Raw genomic sequence first — 25,016 nt, 5'->3', positions numbered from 1 at the left:
TTATGAAAAAGTTAATATATACAGCAATCTTAGGTCTTTCACTGATGTGCGGCAGTTGCACCGACTTTCTGGAAGACCAGCTCCCCCAGGGAACCATCAGTGACGAACAGCTGAAGAACCCGGCATACATCGACAATCTGGTGATCTCTGCTTATGCAGTATGGATTACCGCCGAAGATATCAACTCTTCCTTCTCCATGTGGAACTATGACGTACGTTCGGATGACGCTTACAAAGGCGGAAACGGTACGGAAGACGGTGATGTATTCCACTCACTGGACATCTCGCAAGGTATCATGACTACGGCATGGAACATCAGCGATATGTGGCAGCGTCTCTACAATTGTATCTCACGCGTCAACACATCTTTGCAACTGTTGGAACAAGTGGATGAAAGCACTTATTCATTGAAGCAGCAACGCATTGCCGAAATGAGATTCCTCCGTGCACACGGTCACTTCTTGCTGAAACGCCTGTACAAAAAGATTCCGTTTGCCAACGATGCCAACTTGTCACCGGAAGAATACAACTATCTCTCCAACACTACTTACAACAATGACGAAGGCTGGCAACAGATTGCAGACGACTTCCAGTTTGCTTATGATAACCTTCCCGTGAAGCAGGCAGACAAAGGCCGTCCCGCCAAAGCCGCAGCAGCTGCCTATCTGGCAAAGACTTATCTGTACAAAGCTTATCATCAGGATAATGCAGACAGCCATGAAGTGACAAGCCTCAGCACGGAAGACTTGGTGAAAGTAGTGCAATACACGGACAATGCCATCATGTCGGCAGGCGGCTACGGGTTGGAATCGGATTTCCACAACAACTTCCGTCCGGAACCTCAATATGAAAATGGCGTAGAATCCCTGTGGGCCATGCAATACTCCATGAACGACGGTACCAATAACGGTAATTGTAACTGGTCTTACGGTCTGATTGTTCCCAACATTCCGGGAGTTACCGATGGTGGTTGCGACTTCTACAAACCGAGCCAAAATCTGGTGAACGCATTCAGGACAGATGCTAACGGACACCCGCTGCTGGATTCCTTTAACAGTACCGATTACAATTCACAATCCGATTATGCTGACCCACGCCTCTTCCTGACGGTAGGTATGCCGGGATTCCCTTATGAGTTCAATAAGAACTATATGATGGATCAGTCGACTACCTGGAGTCGCAGCAATGGACTTTACGGATATTACGTGACCTTGAAGCAGAATGTGGACCCGGATGGCGATTACCTGATTAAGGGTGCCTGGTGGGGTTCTCCGATGAACCGTATCGTACTGCGCTACTCGGATGTATTGCTGATGCGTGCCGAAGCACTGATCCAACTGAACGACGGACGTATCGCCGAAGCTATCAGCCTGATTAACGAAGTACGTAACCGTGCCAAACAAAGTACGGCCATGATTGCCGATTACGAAATGGAATATGGCGTACGTTTCAACATTCAGCCTTATACAGGAAGCTACTCACAAACAGATGCCCTGAAATTGCTGAAGTTTGAACGCCGTGTAGAGCTGGCTCTGGAATCAGAACGCTTCTTTGACCTGGTAAGATGGGGTGAAGCTGCCGAAGTGCTGAATAAGTTCTATGCCGAGGAAGCTGCCGACTGCACCATCTACACGAGCGCCTCGTTCACTAAGAATAAAAACGAATATCTGCCTATCCCGTTTGCACAGATGAGTGCCAGCAACGGAAACTATACGCAGAATTGTGGTAACTGGTAACCTTATAAAAAAGAAGAACATTATGAAATCAATACTGAATAAACTAAACCTGCTTGTACTGGGAATCGTTCTGCTGTTAGCATTCCCGGGATGCAGCGATGATAATACATCCGACCTGAAGCTGGACGGAGACACATGGCTCACCGCCCTTGAACTGAATGACGCCTATACGGGAGTGATAGACCGGACCAATAAGACCGTGACCATAGCAGTGCCCGAAGTATACGACACTGATGCTATGAAAGTTACCAGCATCGAAGTATCCGAAGGTGCCGAGGCTTCTGTTAAGGCAGGCGATATGCTGAACTTCTCATTTCCCCAAGTGATAAAAGTGACTAACGGAAATGTATTTCTGGACTATACCGTCAAGATCAAGCATGATGAAGCGCGGATACTCTCCTTCAAACTGAACGATGCGTATGCCGGAGTTATCGACCAGACTAAACGTACCATCACCGTACGTGTGCCGAGCTCAGTCAATATCAAAAACATGGTTCCGATCATTACGACTTCGGCAGGAGCCATCGTAATGCCGGCATCCGGCCAGGCTATCGACTTCAGTAATCCTGTAGAATTCACTGTTTCATACAACACTGCATCCGCCGTTTATACGGTAACGGTTATCCCGACCGATGCACCGAGTGCCGTATATGTAGGTCTGGCAGCTACACTGAATGAATTGAATCCGGAAGAAAAAGAAGCAGCAATCTGGATGCTGAACAATGTTGCCAATTCGCAATATATCTCATTCGAAGATGTGCAGGCAGGAAGAGTAGACCTGAGTGAATGTGAAATCATGTGGTGGCATCTGCACATAGACGGCGGCATCGACAGCATGGATAAGTTTGAAAAGGCAGCGCCTGCGGCAATCAGTGCATTGGTGAAGATGAAAGAACTTTATAATAACGGCATGAACCTGTTGCTTACCCGCTATGCCACTTACTATGCCGCCAAGCTGGGGGCTACCCTGGACGGTAACAACCCGAATAACTGTTGGGGACAATCGGAAGAATCCGGTGAAATAGTAGGTGGTGCATGGAACTTCTTTATCCAGGGACACGAGTCGCATGCTCTTTACCAAAACCTGGTGATGAACAGCGGTGAAACAGACAAGGTTTATACCTTCGATACCGGTTACCGGACCACCAACAGTACAGCACAATGGCACATCGGTTCCGACTGGGGCGGTTACACCACAAATGAAGTATGGCGTACCAATCATGGCGGCGTTGATCTGGGTTATGGTGGCGATGGTGCTATCGTGGCATGGGAATATCTGTCCGAAGGTTCTCGCGGAGGCATCGTATGTATCGGCTCAGGATGCTACGACTGGTATGCCTATGGCATAGACGCTTCAGCGGACAAATACCACGGCAATGTGGCCAAACTGACAGAGAATGCAATTGACTATTTAACGGGTAAATAAAACTAATATATGAAAACAATGATATATTCACTCACACTGGCTGCTCTGATGATCACTTCTTTCAGCAGCTGTAGCGATGACAATGATCCGGTTTTAACTCAGAAGGACTGGGACGGAACCAGCACTTATTTTGCTTCGGCAGATGCCATGAAGTTTGATACTTACTACAAGCCATCTGTAGGTTATGTAGGCGATCCGATGCCTTTCTATGATCCGCAGGCAAAAGACTTCAAGATTATGTATCTACAGGAATACCGTCCGAACCAGGCAGGCACTTACCACCCGATATGGGCGGTAAGTACTCAGGACGCCGCTTCATATACCTCTATGGGTGAACTGATCTCTTGCGGAGGAGTGTCGGAACAGGATGCCGCTATCGGAACGGGTAGTACTATTTATAATCCTTCGGATAAATTGTACTATACCTTCTACACAGGTAACAAATATCAGCCTACTTCTTCCGAGAACGGTCAAGTAGTGATGTATGCTACTTCACCCGACTTCAAGACCTGGACCAAGAATCGCACTTTCTATCTGAAAGGTGACACTGACGGATACAGTAAGAATGATTTCCGCGATCCTTTCATATTTGAGGGTGAAGATGGAAAATACCACATGCTTGTTTCCACTACTAAAAACGGTAAAGGCGTACTGGCCGAATATACTTCTACGGATATGAAAACCTGGGAACATGCAGGTGTATTCATGACTATGATGTGGGATCGCTTTTATGAATGCCCCGATGTCTTCAAGATGGGAGACTGGTGGTATCTGGTCTACTCGGAGATGCATGCAGCCGTACGCAAAGTTCAATATTTCAAGGGACGTACATTGGAAGAACTGAAAGCAACTACCGCCAATGATGCCGGAATCTGGCCCGACAGCCACGAAGGTTTCCTTGACTCCCGTGGTTTCTATGCAGGCAAGACGGCTTCGGACGGAACCAACCGCTACATCTGGGGATGGTGCCCTACCCGCTCGGGCAATGACAATACTGCCGTAGGAGCTTCTCCGAACGAACCGGAATGGGCCGGAAGCCTGGTTGCTCATAAAGTCATCCAGCATGCGGATGGTACTTTGACTTTAGGTTTAGTAGAAGGTATCAGCCAGAAATATGCCACTGCCTCTACCGTAAAAGTGATGGAAAAGAGTAGCGGAGTATCAGAAAGCAACGGTAACTATACTCTGACGGATAATGCTTATATCCTATTCAATCGCTTAAATGTAAACAACAAGATTTCATTCACCGTAAAGACGGCAGGTGATGCAGATAGATTCGGTATTTCTCTGGTACGCGGCACGGACTCCAAGAAGTACTATACCATCGTCGTAAACCCGGAAGACAACAATAATAAACGGAAGATAAACTTCGAAGAAGAAGGTGAAGATGGTAAAGGATTCATTGACGGAATAGACAGTTATCTGTTCGACAGACCTGCTGATAATACTTATAATGTAACGATCTGTACGGATAACTCTGTCTGCGTGGTTTATATCAATGACAATGTGGCTTATACGAACCGCATATATGGCATGCAAAAAAATCCATGGTCGATTAATGGTTATTCTGGAACAGTGGAAGTAAGTAATGTGAAGGTTAGCTATTACTAACCCATTCCGGACAACCAAAGAATTTTATTATAATAATTAGGTTGATAGCATAGGCTGTGCCAGACATTTTTCTATAAATTGAATGGTACAGCCTATTTTGTCTCCGACACCTATATTTACGGATGTCGGAAACCATTCTACTTTGTGTAATTTCGTACGCTTATGGATTAGTGTTCCTCTTTAGCCAACCAGATACTAAAAAAGAGATCGTACACCTGATAATAGTCACGCTCTTTTGTGATGAAATCCTTATCAAGCAACCCAGCCAACGCAGAACGCACAGAACTGGGAGATACCAAACCATGACGCTTAGAAAAGGCACCGGAAACAACATTACGCGCCTGCCCTTCCCGATTGATAGCAATTAGTACCTGTTTCTGCTTTTCGGGCAATTGATAGAGTAGCTCGGCATAAGTATCTGCTGTGAAGTTAACAATGTAATTGATAGCATCTTCTATCATTTCCACCCCACACGTGCCTCCCTCAGGAGTTTTCAGAAAGAGGATATTCATTATTTTCTGTAAGTAGAAAGTCCCACCACGAAAACGGTCGTAAAGCACATTCACCACCTCGGATAAAAGAATCTTTCCATGCTCGCGAAAATGGCGAACGGCAAACTCAGCATACTTATCAAGAGGAATAAGTGGCAGATTCATGATAGTAACACTCTGATAGAACGGACGTGAAGGGGAAGTAAAAATAGTTCCCATCAAATGACGTTGCGAACCGGAAAAGACGAAGCGGGCATTGCTGCAATATTGAACATATGTACGCAATGTAGCTTCAATAGTATCTTCTGGGTATTTTCCTATCTGCTGAAATTCATCAATAGCAATCAGACAAGGGCGATCTGCATGCTGCAAATAATGAAATATTTCGTCAAGTGAAGCGGCAGGGTTGGTAATATCACCAAGTCCTATGTTCCAGGAAGGGACTCCACCTATATCATAAGTTATACCGGCTTGTAAAGAAGTAATAGCATTCACAAAAATTTCCCAAACCTTACGTCCCCGAGGTTTTAAAGCATCCAGAATAACCTTTCCGAACTTGTTTACAAAATCACGCAACGAACGAGTTGCATAAATATCGACAATAAAAGTATAATAATGCTCAGCTACCTCAGGTTGGGAAAAACAATGACGAATCAAATCTGTCTTTCCATAACGACGAGGCGAAATAAGTGCTATGTTATTTCCGTTAAGCAATAACGTTGTAATATCTTTAGTTTCTGTTTTACGGTCGCAGAAATACTCCGGAGAAACATAGCCGTTAGTTACAAATGGATTATTCATAAATAGACCTCCTAAAATACATGGTCTGGCAAAGATAAGAATAAAGAGAGATATTGCCAAATAATGATTGCCATTTTATGGCAATCATTATTTGGCAATACATTTATAATATCTTGATTAATCACTGAAAATCATACTCCTCTGCACACGCATAACCTTCCTCATACAGGTCTGTCAACTTTTGAATATCCCGCTCGATACGATCAACTGTTACAGGCTTCTGAGGACGAATTACAGTAATTTCTCCTGCATCTTCCATGCGCTCCACCAACTCCAATTGTTCATTGTACACACGACAACGACAGCTCAATGCCTCACGCATCTTCGGGTATTTCCGATAGAGGAAAGACGGAACATGTATGTCCTTGGCTTCTTTACGATATCCACGATTGCGGGTAAGTACAACTACATTATGGACAAAGCCTTCACTCCTTGCCCGCATCAGAGGAATGCTATCAACAATGCCACCATCAAGCATAGGTTCACCGTCTACATAAGCTATGGGACATACAAAGGGCAGGCTGCTTGAAGCACGCACTATATCAATCACCCGGTGTTTATCTTGTTTTTCTTCAAAATAATTAGCCTCACCTGTCACGCAGTTCGTAGTCACCATTTCATAGCGTTCGGGACAGCGGAAATATGCTTCATAATCATAAGGCAGGATATGTTCGGGGAACTCCTGGAACAAAAGATCGAAATCCATGATATTACGCTTTTTCAACAAATGTCTCAAACCAATGTACTGGTATTTCTCCAATAAATCAATGTTACTGTACTTGGCACGTCCGCGCTGACCGGACATATAAGAAAGCCCGTTACATGCTCCGGCACTGACTCCGATAGTATAGGGGAAGCGGATGCCACGGTCCATAAAGCTGTCCAGCACGCCGCAAGTGAAGACTCCGCGCATGCCGCCGCCTTCAAGAACTAATCCTGTTTGGGGTTTGATATGTATCTTTTTCTCCATAATTATCTGAATTAACGCTCCAAAGATAGCTTTTGTTTCCGAAATCTCCCTATCTTTGTGGCAGTAACAATCATTTAATATCAATTTAATTATGATGAAAAAGTCAATACTTATTGCCACTTTAGGCCTATTGAGTTTCAATGTGTCAGCACAAGACACTCCGAAATCAGACGAAGGTTTCATCTTCACAACCGTTAAAGAGAATCCTATTACTTCTGTTAAAAATCAAAATCGTTCAAGTACATGCTGGAGTTTCTCAGCTTTAGGTTTCCTTGAAAGTGAGTTATTGCGCATGGGCAAGGGAGAGTATGATTTATCCGAAATGTTTGTAGTACACCACACAATGGTAGACCGTGGTGTGAATTATGCACGTTACCATGGTGACAGTTCCTTCTCACCGGGTGGAAGCTTTTATGACATTATGTATTGCCTGAAAAACTACGGTTTGGTTCCGCAGGAAGCTATGCCGGGAATTATGTATGGTGATACACTGCCTGTACACAATGAATTGGATGCCGTAGCCGGTGCTTACATGAATGCAATAGCTAAAGGTAAACTGACGAAACTGACTCCGGTTTGGAAACAGGGCTTATCTGCTATTTACGATACTTACCTGGGTAAATGTCCCGAAACGTTCACTTATCAAGGAAAAGAATATACTCCGAAGACATTTGCAGAATCTCTCGGCATCAATCCGGATGATTATGTATCACTGACTTCATTCACTCACCATCCGTTCTATACTCAGATGAACATTGAAATCCAGGATAACTGGCGTAATGGACTTTCTTACAATTTGCCTTTAATGGAATTCATGTCTGTTATTGACAATGCTGTTAATAACGGTTATACTGTAGCCTGGGGTAGCGATGTCAGCGAAAACGGTTTCACTCGTGACGGTATTGCAGTGATGCCCGACGCAGATCGTGGTGCTGAACTCACCGGTTCGGATATGGCACGCTGGACAGGTCTTACTGCTGCCGACAAACGTAAAGAACTGACTTCACGTCCATTGCCGGAAATCACTGTTACTCAGGAAATGCGCCAGACAGCATTCGACAATTGGGAAACAACCGACGATCATGGCATGCTTATCTATGGTATCGCTAAAGATCAAAATGGCAAGGAATACTATATGGTAAAGAACTCCTGGGGTACAAACAACAAATACAAAGGTACCTGGTATGCTTCTAAACCTTTCGTAGCTTACAAGACTATCAATATCCTGGTACACAAAGATGCAGTGCCCAAGGCGCTGTTGAAGAAACTGGGAATTAAATAAGTGATTAGTGGTGAGTGATTAGTGATTAATGCTGCGCTGTCATTACCGCATGGTGCTAATCACTAATCACTCACCACTATTTCATCATCCTGCTATTTATATATTCCGTAAACTGATCTTTATAATTCTCTCCTACCGGAATATAAATATCTCCAAAAACAATACGCAAACGGGAAACCTCCGTTATCTTTTTCAGATTGACAATATAAGAACGATGCACACGCATGAATTGCGAAGCAGGCAATGTCTCTTCCAAACGCTTCATACTTAGTAAAGGCATAATAGGCTTTGCTTCTCCTTCAACAAAAATACGCACATATTCACTCATTCCTTCAATATACTTAATGTCCGCCAGATTAATACGTGTGACACGATAGTCATTTTTTACAAATAAAGTACCGTCACTAAAAGAGAGTTCGGATGGCACTGCCGGTGCTGTCATGGTTCCATGTTCTTTACTGCGGAATTCCCACCACTTGTGCGCTTTATCCACAGCTTTCAGAAAATCCTGGAAACCAAATGGTTTCAGCAAATAATCCACTGCATCTACTTTAAAGCCCTCAAGCGCAAATTCAGAATAAGCAGTAGTGAATATAACCAAAGGTTTCTCTGCCAATGAACGTACAAAATCCATTCCATTCAGGTCGGGCATATTGATGTCTACAAACATCAAATCTATTTTTTGTGCAGAAAGTACTTTCATTGCATCAAAGGCATCTTGGCAAGATGCCACCAGATTCAAAAAGGGTACACGAGAGATATAACCAGTCAGTTGCGTAAGAGCCAACGGTTCATCATCAATTGCTATACAATTTATCATATATCATCATTCATTAGTTATTAACTTATCGGCACAGACAACTGCACGTTAAAGCAATCTGGCTTTTCATCAATAGAAAGCTTATAACGATTGCCAAACAGCAAACGCAGACGCTTACGTATGTTATCGAGGCCAATACCATGATGCTGGTCTTCGGTCATATTATAATTACTATTAGCACAACAGAAAATAATTTCATCTCCTTCTATCTGTAAACTGACAGATACAAAAGAGGGAGACTGATAACTGACACCATGTTTGAAAGCATTTTCCACAAACGAAACGAATAACAAGGGAGGGACTTGTATCTCACCTGTATCCATCGGAAAAGACACGTCTATCCGCACTTTATCTGTATAGCGGATACGCATCAGTTCTATATAATGGTTCAGGAACTGCACTTCTTTGGAAAGCAATATCAAACGATTATTCGATTCGTAAAGTACATAACGCATCAACCGGGATAATTCAACAATCGTCTGCTTGGCTTTTTCTGTATCAATATCTACCAGCGCATGTATATTATTGAGGGTATTCATAAAGAAGTGGGGATTTATCTGATACTTCAGATAATCCAGCTCCGTTTGCAAATTGTTGCGTTCCAGTTCTTTCATAGCTTCCTGATCGCGCATGGACTTAAAAAACAGCTTAACTGCTATGTTGAAACTGAACATAAGCAAAACAATCAGCATACGCCCAAGGAAAGGACCACGAAGCAAAGGCATGAAGAAAGGCATTTCCTCAAACGGTGGACGCCGGAAATCTGGATGTCTTGGTGCCGGACGCGCTTCCCGCGTTCTCAAGGTATCAGTAGTCGAAGGAACACCCGGAACGACATACTCCCTCGGCCCGGGCCTTTCTCCCCTCCGGTCGTGCATCCTCTGTTCAACTTGCTGTCGTTTCATCGTAAAAGGGCTGGGTGAAAACAGATACACGACATAAAAGGTAAAAGCAGATATCAAAACAGAGGCTATGACATACACCACCACCTTCTGCTTCAGGAACAGGAAGGGTGCAAGCACGCGGTTATTCAACAGGAACAGTAAAAAGTAGGGCAGCATATTCAGCCACAACATGAAGATACCTTTCCAATGCATTTCCTCTGCCTTACCGGACAACAAATCAAAAAAGTCACTCACGATAGGCACCATAAGCACAATAACCCATACAATGATATATACCATCATCTCTGGCAGATAGCCTTTATAAGTAGCAGTACGGGCAAGCTTTTTTTTCATGTACAGTCTCCGTTCTTTGAGTATCATGGCAAAAATAAGAGATATAAATTCAAACTACAAAAGAAATAGATGAAGAAGCGGTTTTTGTCTGCAAAGTTCTCGTTACCAATGCCAACCACCTCCTCCACCGCCACCACCGGAAGAGATATTACCAACCGAAGTAACCATGCTGCCGGGAGTGAAAGTTGCAGTCTGAGAGCCTGCTGTATAACTTCCGCCGGTCGTTAAACCATAGAAACCGGTACCACCGGTTACCGAACCTCCGGTATAAATCGTATAACTGGTGCCTGATGCCAGTTTTGAACTACTAAACAAGAGTGTCATCTGCGAGTAAGATCGTGGAATGGTATAAGACATTATGTGTGCTCCATCTGTCCCCTGTATACTGATGAGAGTACCATTGCTACCCGTACCACCATAAATAACTGTACGTTGCGTGCAAACACTGGCAGTCGGAGTACTGGTTCCACCACCAATTCCCAGTATAGTGCCACCGGTTATCTTAAATGTATTCTGGTCACAATCGAAACCCTCTTCCGGAGAAGTTGTACCAATAGAAACAATTGTACCACCGGTTATTGTCAATGTTCCGTTGGAATCAACTCCATCATTTCCACTACTGTAGCAATATATATTTCCACCATTAAAAACAATACTTTTAGAAGCATTCATGCAATCGTCATAAGAATATACACTGACATCACCGCCATTCACCGTGAGAACACTTTTACTTTCAATTCCCTCACTTCCTTCCCCACCAGGTGTTTTTACCCAGATCGTACCACTATCGATAGTCAGATTACCGTCTGCCTTAATACCTTTTGCTGAAGAATCAAGGCGATTATAAACATATTGTTTTCCCGTGGTAATTATCTTCAATACACTATTAGCGATATTTAAAGTACCATCACAATTAATGCCTTTACCCGCAGCGCCGGTACTCTTAATAGATAACTCCACACCATTAACAATCATATTGCCATCACATTTAATGCCGGCAGCAGAACTCAGATCATTATCCTCATATAAGGCAGTCCCGGAAGTCAGTAATATCATTTGGCCCCCTGTAAGGGATACATTACCATCTGTTTTAATTGCTTTGGATGCTGCGCCTTTCACTTCTGTTTTCAGAAGACCACCTGATATAGTAACATCTCCCGAAGCTTTCAACCCCATTCCCTTTTCACCGGTAGTGGAAAGTTTCAGCAGCCCACCACGAATATCAATAAAACCTTCCTCGCATTCCAGACCGTCACTCGTAGATGTGACACAAAGAGTGCCGCCACCAATAATAATTTTATCATTGGTATGAATACCGTCCTTCACTGCAGAAGCGATTGTAAGATTACTGCCGCTACGCAGACGAACATAATCATCACTACAGATTCCATGTTTATAATTACCGGTTACAGTCAATGCCCCCGTACCACTAAAGATAAGCTGTCCCTCGCTAAAGAAACAAGCTTTTTCGTCTTCGCCATCTACGGTAGAATAAGCAGATGCATCTGTCAGATTGTTTTCTGTTCCAGCCTTCAATTCTACAAAAACCCGTTTACCCGACTGGATATTGATAGCCGCTCCACTACCATTTGTAAGCGATACGCCCGCAAGCGTAAGCTTGAACTTTTTATCACTATATGCCTTGAACGAGCCATTTGAAGCAGAGCCGCTCAACACATATTCTACTCCTGCCACGGAAGAGTTCACTGTGACATGAGCTCCATTAGTAGTTATTGTAACCCCACTAACGGAGCCGGTCACTGTTGCCGAACCATTTGAATAATCAATCTGTATGGTCGAAGAAAACGTAGAGTTCTCCACAAAATCATCATATTCGTCGTCAGACTTATCCGTAACAATTGTTTCAGCAGTTTCAACATATGATTCATCTGCTACGTCACTCCATGATACATCAAAATCGAGCAGAGTGCCCGAAGCATCCGAGCTTCCACTACTGCCACCGGGGATTGTTCCACCCTCCTCTCCCCAATCATCAAACACACTGTCTGTGCTACAAGCTACGCACAAACCTACACATACTGTAAAAATCCACATTTCATGTATCCGTTTCATTATCTTATCTCCTCTTACTTTAATTATGAGAGCAATAAATAATCTCTTTAAAATTTGAATTTATATCCTGCACCCACCACATGGCCATTTGTTTCATCATCGTCCGAATGGTTCTGATAGCGATAAAAAAAGTCCAGTGAGTTCTTTTTATTGATTTTATAACCTGTCCCGACTGTCCACCGGGTTTTATCCAACGTCCAACTATCTGACATAGAATGATACAATTCGCAGGAAGCATAAGGCGCAAAATTGGATTTCTTTATATTCCACTCTACCTGCAAACGCGAACGGAGTACATTCTTACCCTTTCCGGTAATTTCTTCATCCGCCTTTTGTGAACCGTCGTCACCATCGTATTTAGAAACCATCTGCGAAGTACGGTATGTATATTGATAGCGTTCGCGCAATGAAAAATCAAAGCGGTTCCAAGTCAGTTTACCCGTTAAAGACAAATACATACGATGGCGGGGTGACCAGTAGTCAGACACATAGTTTCCCTTTTTCGTAGTCTCGCCCGGACGGTGACTATAAATAAAGGTGTAACCGGCATCTGCCTTTAGATAAGGAGTAATGCGATATGCTACTCCTGTTCCTGCCGCCCAACGTTCCACGTTCTTCAGACCATCACGAGTACGAAACTCCCCTTCAATGGAAGCATCAAAGCCCGGAAAGATTTTCTTCCTGACTTCGGCACTGGTCCAAATACCCAAATCATCACTTTGCGCATGCACGCCTGTAACCAGCATACAGAAAAGAGCGCTCAATAAGAATATTCGTTTATCCATATCTCATAGTTATTTTATTTTCATTCTCCTTCCCGTGGTATCCGGGTTAACGAATCAATTGTATTTATCTCATCACTTACAGGCTCATAATATACTTTTAGTATAGCTGCATCTCGCAAAAAATCGATATGCCCGATCTCGACTTTAGTCACACTAAGCCCTGTCCTCTTTTCCAGATCTTCAATCAATTCCTGTCTTCGTTGCGGAATGATCAGTTCAATACGGTCATATTTCACCAGTTTGCACGATATATGTTTCAACCAACGATTACTCTCACATAGCCAGATACAAACTACGAACAATAAATTTGTCGCTACCAATTCGGCATAACTCAACTCTACAGACAGTGCATTGATAACTGAAATGGCTATAATAACAAATAGGTAAGTCATCTCACGCACAGGCATTGACTCTGTCCGGTAGCGAATTATGCCGAAGATGGCGAACAAACCAAGTGCAAATCCTATTTTCAATTTCACGCTGCCCAACAGGAAAATCATCAGGAAAATACTGATACTGATAAGTGTAAACGTGAAAAAATAATCTCGACGGCGACTCTTCGGATAATAGAAAAAACGAATAATAGCAAGCACGACTCCCATATTAAGGACGAAGCGCAACAGTAGTTCCATGAAACCCGATGCATCTATCAGCGGCGTTTCCATAAAAGCTATTTCTGAAAATTCATTCATAGTATAAAATCATTATTTAGTATATTCTCACTTGCAGCTTCCATTTTTCTGGCCCTACGTATTTTAGGTTTGAAACGGTTCTGTTTTAATTCTCTATCGGTCAGCACACAGCCCATACAATACTTACTGAAACCGGCAGGCCGAACATGAAGCTCGTTCAGAGTTTCGCGAATAGGCGATGGTGTACGCCCATCACGTTTCAGTTCCACAACCGCAAGTCCCGGCAGGGCAGCAAAATTCTCATTTATCAGATTCCGGAAACAAATATCCGTATCGATAGTGAGTCTTTCTGTCATTGCCCGGTTAACAAGAGTGATACGCTGGAAACGATTTTCGAGTTGCGGCGTCAGTTGCGGTAAAGTATACCAGGCATGCAAAGACAAGAACTCATCCGCTCCTTCGACAGATAATGCATCAAGAGTAGTTACGCGAATGCGTTGCTTGTCCGTGCGCCCTTTATTGTTTTTATTCTTCACTTCAAGAAACGTGAGGTTGGAGGAAACATACGTCCGTACTCTGATTTTTTCCCGTACAGCCCGTCCGTTCTGATGTGCCAGATACATGGCTTTATCCGCAGTATCCAGATAAACAGTATGATAAACAATATTCCGTTCGCCTGCTACTTCCTGTACATGATAGTCACAGGCAGCACGTTTCAACAGTACAGCCAACGTATCCAGCGGAAGCAGATATTTCGTATCCGTCCGGTTCATCAAACGGATACGACTCATTTCCTTCAATGTAATAGGGTTGAAGGAATCCAGCATTCCTGTTATCTCTTTCAAAGTTTCCTCTATTATCATACCTGTTTCGTTTCTGTGACAAATATAACCGGGGACTTGTTACAAGAAAAATCAAATCAACCAACGAGGCTTTTTTGATGGTAAACACATAAAGGAAATCGCCCTATCACCTTACCACCTTATCACTTTTTTATTCCTTTCTTTCCCATAAGAACAATGATGTTTTAACAATTTGTCAAGTTTTATCAATAGCAGCAAGGCACTTTGCAACTTTTTGATTATCAACATGATATTCCGGACCGTATTCAGTATACGACAGAACCCTATTCAGTATACGACTGAATGGCATTCACTATACGACTGAATTAGGTTAAGTATACCACTTTTCCTTAAACATTTGCTATTTGTAAATAATATGCAATATTATTCTGTTCTTGTTTTAGTTCATAACTTTTCCGTTAAAAGCCCCCTATATTGCTCAAAATCCTTTTCAATGTGCATTTTTTGCCCGCATTTCTTGTCAGAACAAACAGTTTGACTAATTTTGCACGCTGATAATTAATGAACCGGAGAATTTCAGTAGTTGAGTTCTATGCATCTCCTACTCTCATTGCCGGTACTGACACTTTGAGAAATACTAATACTAATAATTAATAACATGAGTTTGAAAATCGTAGTATTGGCTAAACAAGTTCCCGACACACGTAATGTTGGGAAAGATGCCATGAAAGCCGACGGAACCATTAACCGTGCGGCACTTCCCGCTATCTTCAACCCCGAAGACTTGAATGCTCTTGAGCAAGCCCTTCGTCTGAAAGATGCACATCCGGGCTCTACCGTAACCATCCTTACCATGGGACCGGGACGCGCAGCCGAAGTTATTCGTGAAGGACTGTTTCGTGGTGCCGATAACGGCTACCTGTTAACTGACCGCGCTTTTGCAGGTGCAGATACCTTAGCGACTTCGTATGCCCTCGCTACTGCCATCAAGAAGATAGGCGAGTATGACATTATCATTGGTGGACGCCAAGCTATCGACGGTGACACGGCCCAGGTAGGCCCGCAGGTTGCCGAAAAGCTCGGTTTGACACAGATCACTTATGCCGAAGAAATCCTGAACGTTGAAAAAACGACAGGACGCGTTGTCGTTAAGCGTCATATTGACGGTGGTGTGGAAACTGTAGAAGGTCCTCTCCCCATCGTTATTACTGTAAACGGAAGTGCAGCTCCCTGCCGTCCGCGTAATGCCAAACTGGTACAGAAGTACAAACGTGCCCTCGGCGCACAGGAAAAAGCTGCCATCACCAAAGAAGGTGCAATCCTGCCTTATGCCGACATCTACGAGAAATGTCCTTATCTGAACATCACCGAATGGAGTGTGGCAGACGTCAATGGCGACCTCGCACAGTGTGGCCTCAGCGGCTCACCGACTAAAGTGAAAGCCATTCAGAACATCTCTTTCCAAGCCAAGGAAAGCCGTACGCTGACCGGAAGCGACCAGGATGTAGAAGATCTTATTGTTGAACTACTTGCTAACCACACCATTGGGTAGTTAACAAGGCGACAAGAGACAAGGTAACAAGGCATGTCCTCGTCAACTTGTCAACTCGTCACCTCAAAAACTTAAAAAGAAATATGAATAACGTATTTGTATATTGTGAACTTGAAGGCACCGTAGTTGCCGAAGTAAGTCTCGAACTCCTTACCAAAGGACGCAAGTTAGCTAATCAACTGGGTTGCCAATTGGAGGCCGTAGTTGCTGGCACTAACCTTGCCGGTATCGAAAAACAAGTATTGCCTTTCGGCGTTGACCGTCTTCATATCTTCGACGCTCCGGGCTTGTTCCCCTATACTTCACTGCCACACTCTTCCGTATTAATCAATCTGTTTAAAGAAGAAAAACCGCAAATCTGTCTGATGGGTGCTACCGTTATTGGTCGCGACCTCGGCCCGCGCGTTTCTTCTGCATTGACCAGCGGACTGACTGCCGATTGTACCTCTCTGGAAATCGGTAACCATGAAGATAAGAAAGAAAGTAAAGTATACGAAAATCTGTTGTATCAGATTCGTCCGGCATTCGGTGGTAACATCGTTGCTACTATTGTCAACCCCGAACACCGCCCACAAATGGCAACTGTTCGTGAAGGCGTGATGAAGAAAGAAATCCTTGATGCCAACTATCAGGGTGAAGTTATCAACCACGATGTGGCCAAATATGTACCGACTACTGACTATGTAGTGAAAGTGATAGACCGCCATGTAGAGAAAGCTAAACACAACCTGAAAGGTGCTCCTATCGTTGTAGCCGGTGGCTACGGTATGGGAAGTCGTGAAAGTTTCGATATGTTGTTCGAACTTGCCAAGGAACTTCATGCTGAAGTAGGTGGTAGCCGTGCAGCTGTCGATGCAGGTTTCTGCGACCATGATCGCCAGATCGGTCAGACAGGCATTACGGTACGTCCGAAACTGTATATCGCTTGCGGTATCTCCGGACAAATCCAGCACATTGCCGGTATGCAGGAAAGCGGTATCATCATCTCTATCAATAATGATGAAAATGCTCCTATTAACACCATCGCTGATTATGTAATCAACGGTACGGTGGAAGAAGTGATTCCGAAAATGATTAAGTACTACAAACAGAACAGTAAGTAAGCTATGGCTAATTTTTATACCGAAGTTCCTGAATTGAAGTTCCAACTGAACAACCCGATGATGGAACGTATCTGTGAGCTGAAAGAGCGCGGATACGAAGATAAAGACAAATTTGACTATGCCCCGCAAGACTATGCGGACGCAATGGACTCTTATGATAAGGTTCTTGAAATCACCGGAGAAATCACCGGAGAGATTATCAACCCGAATGCCGAAGGTGTAGACGAAGAAGGTCCTCACTGTGCCAACGGTCGTGTGGAATATGCCAGCGGTACAAGACAGAACCTGGATGCAATGGTGAAAGCCGGACTGAATGGTATGACTATGCCACGCCGTTTCGGTGGTTTGAACTTCCCCATCACTCCGTACACCATGTGTGCCGAGATTGTAGCAGCAGCCGATGCCGGGTTCGGTAATATCTGGTCTCTGCAAGACTGTATCGAAACACTGTATGAGTTCGGTAACGAAGATCAGCACAGCCGTTTCATTCCACGTATCTGTGCCGGTGAAACCATGTCTATGGATTTGACAGAACCCGATGCCGGTTCCGACTTGCAGAGTGTGATGCTGAAGGCTACTTTCGACGAAAAAGAAAATTGCTGGCGTCTGAATGGTGTGAAGCGTTTCATCACGAATGGTGATGCAGACTTACACCTCGTACTGGCCCGTTCGGAAGAAGGAACCAGAGATGGTCGTGGATTGTCCATGTTTATCTATGATAAGCGCGAAGGTGGCGTAGATGTACGCCGTATCGAAAATAAATTAGGTATTCACGGTTCTCCAACTTGTGAACTTGTTTATAAGAATGCAAAAGCTGAACTTTGCGGCGATCGTAAACTTGGTTTGATCAAGTATGTAATGGCATTGATGAACGGTGCACGATTGGGTATTGCCGCACAGTCGGTAGGTCTGTCACAAGCTGCCTACAACGAAGGTTTGGCATATGCAAAGGACCGTAAACAGTTCAGCAAAGCTATCATCGAATTCCCGGCAGTATATGACATGCTCGCCATCATGAAAGCAAAATTGGATGCCGGACGTGCACTGTTATACCAAACTTCTCGTTACGTAGACGTTTATAAAGCTTTGGATGATATTTCCCGCGAACGTAAGCTGACTCCGGAAGAACGCCAGGAACAGAAGAAGTATTCTAAGCTTGCTGATGCTTTCACTCCGCTGGCAAAAGGTATGAACTCAGAATATGCAAACCAGAATGCCTATGATTGTATCCAGATTCATGGTGGTTCCGGTTTCATGTTGGAATATGCTTGCCAACGTATTTATCGTGATGCACGTATCACCAGTATCTATGAAGGTACTACCCAATTACAGACCGTAGCTGCTATCCGTTATGTAACAAATGGTTCGTATGCTGCTACTCTCCGTGATTATGAAACAATTCCTTGCAGTGAAGAAATGCAACCGCTGATGGATCGCCTGAAAGAAATGACAAATAAGTTTGAGGCTGCCACCAATGCAACGAAAGAAACTGCAAATCAAGAGTTGCTGGACTTCGTAGCCCGTCGTCTTTACGAAATGGCTGCTGTATGCGTAATGTCTCATCTTCTCATCCAGGATGCAACCAAAGCACCTGAGTTGTTCGCAAAATCAGCTATTGTTTATTTGAACTATGCTGAAGCTGAAGTAGAAAAGCACTTCAATTTCATCCGTAAATTCAAAGTTGAAGAACTGGATAACTATCGCAAGTAATTAACCGATTACTATATTTAAAGAAGGCTGCCTCAAAATCAATGAGACAGCCTTCTTTTTCATAAATAAAGCTCCTTACCGGAACAGTCTCAACTGACTGCGTAACTCATGAAGTTCATTCTGCATCTCTTCCATACGCTGTAACAGGTGATGGATGGCATCAATTCCTTCAATATTGATGGATAAGTCATAATACATACGACTGTAACGTTCCACCTCCGGCAGTTGGGTAAATGTCAGATAGCGTTCCCCACCTTCGGTCATTACTTCTATCAGGCCACCTTCCTGTAACAAATCGATAAACGACGGTTCAATGTGGCATTTGCGACAATACTCGCTGACTATGATTAATTCATTCTGCATAGTGCTACCTCCTTTTAGTTCATACTTTGAAGTTTACGGAACAACTCTTTCTGTTCTTCCGTCAAGTTCGTCGGCAGTTTCACGGAATAAGTCACAATGAGGTCACCGAACTGTCCTTCTTTCTTATATACAGGAAATCCCTTACCTTTCAAACGAGCCTTCGTACCGTTCTGTGTTTCGGGTTTCACTTTCAGTTTCACCTTTCCATCCAAAGTGTCCACCAATTGGTCACCACCCAGGATAGCGGTATAAAGATCAATAGGCACATCCACATACAAGTCATCTCCTAAACGCTTGAATACCGGATCATCCGCAATCACAAATGTTATGTACAAGTCTCCGGCAGGTCCACCGTTCACGCCTTCGCCACCATAACCTTTCAATTTGATTACTTGCCCGTTTGCTACCCCTGCAGGAATAGTAATGCGCACATTCTTACCGTTTACAGTCAGCACTTGTTTATGAGTCTGGGCTGCATCACGAAGCGAAAGGTTTAAATCTGCATGGTAGTCCTGTCCGCGGAAGCCTGCATTAGTACCTCCACGCCCCCGGTTTCCGAACATAGATTCAAAGAAATCGGAGAAGCCGCCACCATGGCCGGAAAATTCCTGCCCATCGGATGAATACCAGTAAGAACTACCATCCGTACCATATCCTGCACCCGAACCGCTGCCAAAGCCACTAAATCTACCGGCACCTGCCTCCTGACGGGCACGCTTTTGAGCTTCAAATTCATCGGCATGCTTCCAGTGCTCACCATACTCATCGTATTTTTTACGCTTTTCAGGGTCACTCAGCACTTCATTTGCTTCATTAATTGCCTGAAATTTATCCTTGGCAGAAGAATCGTTCGGATTCAGATCAGGATGATATTTACGTGCCAATTTACGGAACGCTTTCTTTATATCATCCTGGCTTGCCGTCTTATCTACCCCAAGGACTTGATAATAATCTATATAAGCCATAGTCTATAAATTTTGTTATTCTTATATACCCTATCACAAATAACGCACCAAGTAGGTGTTTTGAATATTAAAATACATAAACGAAAACTAAAAAGGAGTATTAAAAAGCATAAACCATAGATAATCAACAAAATATCCATTTATAGAAAGCTTCATTAACGTCTTTTTAATTCTAAAACAATGTAAACGACTCGTAACGTCAATTAATTATTCATGCTAAAACTTCCTAAAATAAACGGAAAACACTTTATTTGTATATAAAATCATGCATTTACAGAAAGCATAATTCCCCCAACCTTAATATATTGACTTATTATGAAAAGTAACCATTGGCTACTTACGGTAGCACTCACTTTCATCGTTCTGCAAACCAAAGCAGATTCATGGATACGCATAAACCAACTTGGCTACTTGCCGCAATCTGTAAAAGTAGCAATATTCATGAGTGAAGAACCCACTGACATACAAGATTATGCACTTGTAGATGCCTTCACCGGACAAACAGTTAGAACTTTCAATTCTATCAAATCAACCGGAAAGATGGGCCTAATGAAGAGTACTTATCGTTTGAATTTTAGCGATTTCAATCAACCGGGAACCTATTACCTGAAAGCAGGTAAAGCTGTATCTCCCCATTTTCCCATCAATAACCATGTATACAATGGAACTGCAGATTTCTTATTGAACTATATGCGTCAGCAGCGCTGCGGTTATAATCCTTTCCTGAAAGACAGCTGTCATGTGCACGATGGCTACATCTTGTATCATCCCACTAAGACGGGACAACACATTGATGTCCGTGGTGGCTGGCACGATGCAACGGATTATCTGCAATATACCACAACTTCTGCCAATGCTATTTATCAGATGATGTTCGCCTATCAGGAAAATCCGGAATCTTTCGGTGATTTCTATGATGCTGCCGGACTTCCCGGTGCTAACGGTATCCCTGACATTGTAGACGAAATAAAATGGGGACTGGACTGGTTAAATCGCATGAATCCCGCTCCCGGCGAACTGTACAACCAGATTGCTGACGACCGTGACCACGCCGGTATGCGTCTGCCCAACGAAGATAAAGTGGACTATGGCTACGGTCCAGGTAACGGACGTCCTGTTTATTTCTGTAGTGGTGAACCTCAGGTACGTGGCCAGTTTATGAACGCAACTACAGGTGTAGCCAGCACGGCAGGCAAATATGCTTCCTGCTTCGCCCTTGGCGCACGCCTCCTGAAGAATTTCTATCCGGAATTTGCAGCCGAAATAGAGGCAAAGGCTGATGCAGCCTATCAGGAAGGAGTAAAGAAACCAGGGGCTTGTCAAACGGCATCCGTCTTGTCTCCGTATATCTATGAAGAAGATAACTGGGTAGACGATATGGAGTTGGGAGCCATGGAACTGTTTAAGAGTACCGGAGATCTGACATATCTGCAGCAAGCCGTTGAGTATGGACGACGTGAACCTGTTACCCCATGGATGGGTGCTGACAGTGCACGCCACTACCAATGGTATCCGTTCATGAATATGGGACATTACCACTTAGCAAAAGTAAACAATGACCGCCTCAGCAAAGAATTCATCCGAAACATGCATACCGGTATTGTACGTACCTACGAGAAAGCAGTCGAAAGCCCATTCATGCATGGCATTCCCTACACTTGGTGTTCTAACAACTTAACAACTGCCATGTTGACACAGTGCCGCCTGTATCGTGAAGCAACAGGTGATGAAACATACAAAGAAATGGAAGCCGCCATGCTCGACTGGTTGTTCGGTTGTAACCCATGGGGAACCAGTATGATCGTAGAACTTCCTCTATATGGAGATTATCCTTCACAACCCCACTCTTCATTACTAAATGCAGGAGTAGGCAACACTACAGGCGGATTGGTAGACGGACCAGTTTACCGCACTATTTTTGAAAGTCTGCGTGGAGTAAATATGACTGGTATTCCCGGTACTCCCGGACAAGATTATGAACGCTTTCAACCGGACCTGATGGTATATCACGATGCTATTCATGACTATTCGACCAATGAGCCGACTATGGATGGAACTGCCTGTCTCACTTATTACCTCTCCGCCATGCAAAAAGAGGGCATGAAACAAGCTAACGTTCAAAGCGATAAGAATGTATATGTAAATGGTGGTATCATTCGCACTGATCCATCAAAAAAACAAATTACACTTGTCTTTACTGCAGCTGATAAAGCAGACGGTGCCGATGCTATCATCAGCACACTGAAGAAGTATGGCATCAAAGGTGGATTTTTCTTCACCGGTGAATTCTACGAACTCTACCCTGAAGTAGTCAAACGTCTGCGTACCGAAGGACATCTGGTAGGTAGCCACAGTTATGGACACTTACTGTATATGCCGTGGGAAAATCGCGATTCCCTATTAGTAACCCGTGAGCAGTTTGAACAGGATATGCTAAAAAGCTACGCAGGTATGCGCGAGGCAGGTATCGAATACAAAGATGCTCCGGTATATATCCCGCCTTATGAATACTATAATAAAGAAATAGCTGCATGGGCAAAAAATATGGGTATCCAACTTATCAACTATACGCCCGGTACAATGAGTAATGCAGATTACACTACCCCGGATATGGGACAGAAATATCGCAGCAGTAAGTTCATCTATGATAAAATCATGGAAGTAGAGAAAAAAGAAGGTTTAAACGGACATTTGATGTTGATACACTTCGGTACGGACGATCGCCGTACGGATAAATTCTATAATGGTTATCTGGATAAAATGATTAAAACATTGAAACGGAAAGGCTATACTTTTGTACCCGTACTCGAAGCAATAGGAATGTAGTCCATACGATTATCATAAAAAGGTTAGTTAAAGGTTATCATGCAAAGGTATTTAAGGTAATATTCAATCGGTTTGTTTTCAGTAGGCTTTTTCCCACCCCCAAGGGAAAAAGTTTCAAGCCAAAGCTCCATGCCTGAGAAGGTCCGGAGCTTTTTTCTGCCACTTTTATAATATGATGAAGAAGATTTTGATGCAGATAAGTGCATCAGCCTACGCAGATAAGTGCATCACCCTACACAGATAAGTCTTCAACCTGATGCAAATAAGTGTGTGGGGTGATGCAGATAAGTGCACAATAAGGAAAATTAGAAACTATCTTTTACTGCCTGTAACAAGGTCTGTATATCTTCCTCTGTTGTATCAAAAGAAGTCACAAAACGAATTTCATTTTCAGCTTCGTTCCAGAAATAGAAGAAGTAAGACTTCATCAGCTTATCAATAACCGAACGAGGCATAGTCAGGAATAACTGGTTACTCTCCATCTTCTGTGTGAAATGTACATCCGGCAATACCTTCAAACCATCATACAGTTTTTGTGCCATTGCATTGGCATGCATAGCATTCTTTTTCCACAAATCATCTGTAAGGTAAGCTGTGAACTGACAAGAAAGATAACGTAATTTAGAAGCTAACTGGGCCGATTGCTTCCGCACATAAAGTGCCTCTTTTTTGAGCTCCGGATTAAAAATGACTACGCTTTCCCCAAGCATCAAACCATTCTTTGTTCCACCAAAACTAAGTATATCAATACCACAATCAACCGTAAGTTCCTTGAAACTAAGATTCAAAGCTACACACGCATTCGCCAGACGTGCACCATCCATGTGTACATACATACCATGTTTATGCGCTAAAGCTGTTAATGCCTTCAATTCCTCCGGAGTATAAACAGTACCCAATTCCGAACATTGGGAAATATAAATAGTACCCGGCTGGGAATGATGTTGTTCGCCAAAATTCTTTAAATAAGGCTGTACCAACTCTGGGGTGAGTTTACCATCCGGTGTTACAATCGGACGGATCTGGCAACCTGTCATACGTGCAGGAGCACCACATTCATCCACATAAATATGCGCTGTCTCCGCACAAAGAATCAAATTATAAGGACGCGTAGCCAACTGTAAAGCTACTGCATTACTACCTGTTCCATTAAAAACAAAAAGCGGTTCACAATCAGCTGTAAATGTCTCCTTGATTTTACGGATGGCTTCCTCCGTCCAAGGATCGTCACCGTAGCCTACTGCATGATTTTGGTTTGCCCGGTTTAGTGCTTCCATCACCAATGGATGTACACCGGAATTGTTGTCTGAAGCAAAACTTCTCATAGTCATATTCATTTTATCGATAAATTATCTTAGCACCCGAATTATCATTTACTACTAAGAGCATGCAAAGGAACGAAATATATTCGTTAGCAGAAAAAAAGAAGCGTGGATTTTAAAAATCCACGCTTTCGTTTAGGTTTTCAATCGGTTTTTTCATTCTTTAGCCGATATAAACATTCACGCCCAAAAAAATGTAGAGCTCTTCGTTCTCTTGGTGCAATACAATCTTGTCTTCACAAGCTAACCATCCCAAGGCGGCTCCCAGTTCTTTGTCCTTCAGCCCGGACTTTCTCTTCAAAGTCCCATAGTCCCATTTGGCGTAATTGCTAAGCAACCTCCAAATCTTGCCTGCGTTCAGGCCGATGTCGCTTTTGTTCATCTCTTCTCGTCATTAAAAAGGTTAAATAATTGATTGGTTTTTGTTTAGGTTATCCTAATTTATCACCCTAAAGGTATCACTTTTTATTTATAAAACATAAAAAACGAACAAAAGATATCTTTTTT

General features: G+C 43.4%; 20 protein-coding genes. 8 read left to right on the top strand and 12 right to left on the bottom strand.

Annotation, left to right across the window (positions count from 1 at the left end; genetic code table 11):
* Positions 1 to 2: 2 nt before the first annotated feature.
* The 3 genes from DWW10_RS12915 to DWW10_RS12905 are packed head-to-tail and all read left to right on the top strand — an operon-like array spanning position 3 to position 4,773.
* Positions 3 to 1,736, top strand: a complete 1,734-nt coding sequence (locus tag DWW10_RS12915) for a RagB/SusD family nutrient uptake outer membrane protein (RefSeq protein WP_022393514.1) — start codon at positions 3 to 5, stop codon at positions 1,734 to 1,736.
* 22 nt (positions 1,737 to 1,758) lie between these two features.
* Positions 1,759 to 3,162, top strand: coding sequence for a DUF4960 domain-containing protein (locus tag DWW10_RS12910; protein WP_022393515.1), 1,404 nt, complete (start codon positions 1,759 to 1,761; stop codon positions 3,160 to 3,162).
* Positions 3,163 to 3,171: 9 nt separating this feature from the next.
* Positions 3,172 to 4,773: a glycoside hydrolase domain-containing protein gene (locus DWW10_RS12905; RefSeq protein ID WP_022393516.1), complete on the top strand. Its 1,602-nt coding sequence runs from the start codon at positions 3,172 to 3,174 to the stop codon at positions 4,771 to 4,773.
* 167 nt (positions 4,774 to 4,940) lie between these two features.
* Here the strand turns inward: DWW10_RS12905 and DWW10_RS12900 are convergent, their stop codons facing one another.
* Both DWW10_RS12900 and DWW10_RS12895 read right to left on the bottom strand, forming a co-directional pair.
* The gene (locus DWW10_RS12900) at positions 4,941 to 6,065 is read right to left on the bottom strand and encodes an AAA family ATPase (protein WP_118222505.1); all 1,125 of its coding nucleotides are present in this window, start codon (positions 6,063 to 6,065) and stop codon (positions 4,941 to 4,943) included.
* Between the two features lie 121 nt (positions 6,066 to 6,186).
* On the bottom strand, positions 6,187 to 7,035 hold the full coding sequence (locus DWW10_RS12895) for a patatin-like phospholipase family protein (protein ID WP_022393518.1): 849 nt from the start codon (positions 7,033 to 7,035) through the stop codon (positions 6,187 to 6,189).
* A gap of 94 nt (positions 7,036 to 7,129) precedes the next feature.
* Between DWW10_RS12895 and DWW10_RS12890 the strand changes: the two genes are divergently transcribed.
* Positions 7,130 to 8,317, top strand: a complete 1,188-nt coding sequence (locus DWW10_RS12890) for a C1 family peptidase (RefSeq protein ID WP_118422069.1) — start codon at positions 7,130 to 7,132, stop codon at positions 8,315 to 8,317.
* Between the two features lie 76 nt (positions 8,318 to 8,393).
* Here the strand turns inward: DWW10_RS12890 and DWW10_RS12885 are convergent, their stop codons facing one another.
* The 6 genes from DWW10_RS12885 to DWW10_RS12860 form a co-directional block, all read right to left on the bottom strand.
* Positions 8,394 to 9,137 carry a LytR/AlgR family response regulator transcription factor gene (locus DWW10_RS12885; RefSeq protein WP_022393520.1) on the bottom strand — a complete coding sequence of 248 codons (744 nt, stop codon included), beginning with the start codon at positions 9,135 to 9,137 and terminating at the stop codon, positions 8,394 to 8,396.
* 20 nt (positions 9,138 to 9,157) lie between these two features.
* Entirely contained in the window at positions 9,158 to 10,375 is a 1,218-nt protein-coding gene (locus tag DWW10_RS12880) for a sensor histidine kinase (protein WP_022393521.1), read from the bottom strand.
* Between the two features lie 102 nt (positions 10,376 to 10,477).
* Positions 10,478 to 12,448, bottom strand: coding sequence for a carbohydrate-binding domain-containing protein (locus DWW10_RS12875; protein ID WP_022393522.1), 1,971 nt, complete (start codon positions 12,446 to 12,448; stop codon positions 10,478 to 10,480).
* A gap of 47 nt (positions 12,449 to 12,495) precedes the next feature.
* Positions 12,496 to 13,233: a DUF2490 domain-containing protein gene (locus DWW10_RS12870; protein WP_022393523.1), complete on the bottom strand. Its 738-nt coding sequence runs from the start codon at positions 13,231 to 13,233 to the stop codon at positions 12,496 to 12,498.
* 20 nt (positions 13,234 to 13,253) lie between these two features.
* Complete coding sequence (locus tag DWW10_RS12865; RefSeq protein WP_022393524.1) at positions 13,254 to 13,925, bottom strand: DUF4956 domain-containing protein; 672 nt, start codon at positions 13,923 to 13,925, stop codon at positions 13,254 to 13,256.
* Positions 13,922 to 14,728: a polyphosphate polymerase domain-containing protein gene (locus DWW10_RS12860; RefSeq protein WP_022393525.1), complete on the bottom strand. Its 807-nt coding sequence runs from the start codon at positions 14,726 to 14,728 to the stop codon at positions 13,922 to 13,924. The genes DWW10_RS12865 and DWW10_RS12860 overlap by 4 nt, the downstream gene beginning before the upstream one ends.
* Positions 14,729 to 15,326: 598 nt before the next feature.
* Here DWW10_RS12860 and DWW10_RS12855 point away from each other — a divergent pair.
* The 3 genes from DWW10_RS12855 (at position 15,327) to DWW10_RS12845 (ending at position 19,033) form a co-directional block, all read left to right on the top strand.
* Entirely contained in the window at positions 15,327 to 16,220 is an 894-nt protein-coding gene (locus DWW10_RS12855) for an electron transfer flavoprotein subunit beta/FixA family protein (protein WP_022393526.1), read from the top strand.
* An 83-nt stretch (positions 16,221 to 16,303) separates the two neighbouring features.
* A complete protein-coding gene (locus DWW10_RS12850; protein ID WP_022393527.1) occupies positions 16,304 to 17,323 on the top strand; it encodes an electron transfer flavoprotein subunit alpha/FixB family protein in 1,020 nt (339 codons plus the stop codon).
* 3 nt (positions 17,324 to 17,326) lie between these two features.
* Positions 17,327 to 19,033, top strand: a complete 1,707-nt coding sequence (locus DWW10_RS12845; RefSeq protein ID WP_022393528.1) for an acyl-CoA dehydrogenase family protein — start codon at positions 17,327 to 17,329, stop codon at positions 19,031 to 19,033.
* A 75-nt stretch (positions 19,034 to 19,108) separates the two neighbouring features.
* Here DWW10_RS12845 and DWW10_RS12840 read toward each other — a convergent pair whose 3' ends face one another.
* Entirely contained in the window at positions 19,109 to 19,396 is a 288-nt protein-coding gene (locus tag DWW10_RS12840) for a chaperone modulator CbpM (protein WP_022393529.1), read from the bottom strand.
* 14 nt (positions 19,397 to 19,410) lie between these two features.
* Complete coding sequence (locus tag DWW10_RS12835) at positions 19,411 to 20,361, bottom strand: DnaJ C-terminal domain-containing protein (protein ID WP_022393530.1); 951 nt, start codon at positions 20,359 to 20,361, stop codon at positions 19,411 to 19,413.
* A 315-nt stretch (positions 20,362 to 20,676) separates the two neighbouring features.
* Between DWW10_RS12835 and DWW10_RS12830 the strand changes: the two genes are divergently transcribed.
* Positions 20,677 to 23,187: a bifunctional glycoside hydrolase family 9 protein/polysaccharide deacetylase gene (locus DWW10_RS12830; protein ID WP_022393531.1), complete on the top strand. Its 2,511-nt coding sequence runs from the start codon at positions 20,677 to 20,679 to the stop codon at positions 23,185 to 23,187.
* Between the two features lie 305 nt (positions 23,188 to 23,492).
* On the opposite strand, the gene DWW10_RS12825 is transcribed toward DWW10_RS12830, so the two are convergent.
* Together DWW10_RS12825 and DWW10_RS12820 are read right to left on the bottom strand one after the other, a co-directional pair.
* A complete protein-coding gene (locus tag DWW10_RS12825; RefSeq protein WP_118422061.1) occupies positions 23,493 to 24,524 on the bottom strand; it encodes a threonine aldolase family protein in 1,032 nt (343 codons plus the stop codon).
* Positions 24,525 to 24,672: 148 nt separating this feature from the next.
* Complete coding sequence (locus DWW10_RS12820; RefSeq protein ID WP_007664492.1) at positions 24,673 to 24,891, bottom strand: winged helix-turn-helix domain-containing protein; 219 nt, start codon at positions 24,889 to 24,891, stop codon at positions 24,673 to 24,675.
* Positions 24,892 to 25,016: the final 125 nt, after the last annotated feature.

This window comes from Bacteroides intestinalis (assembly GCF_003464595.1).
GTDB lineage: Bacteria > Bacteroidota > Bacteroidia > Bacteroidales > Bacteroidaceae > Bacteroides > Bacteroides intestinalis_A.
The sequence above is the reverse complement of the archived record's forward strand: the minus strand, read 5'-3'. Positions and strand labels throughout refer to the sequence as shown.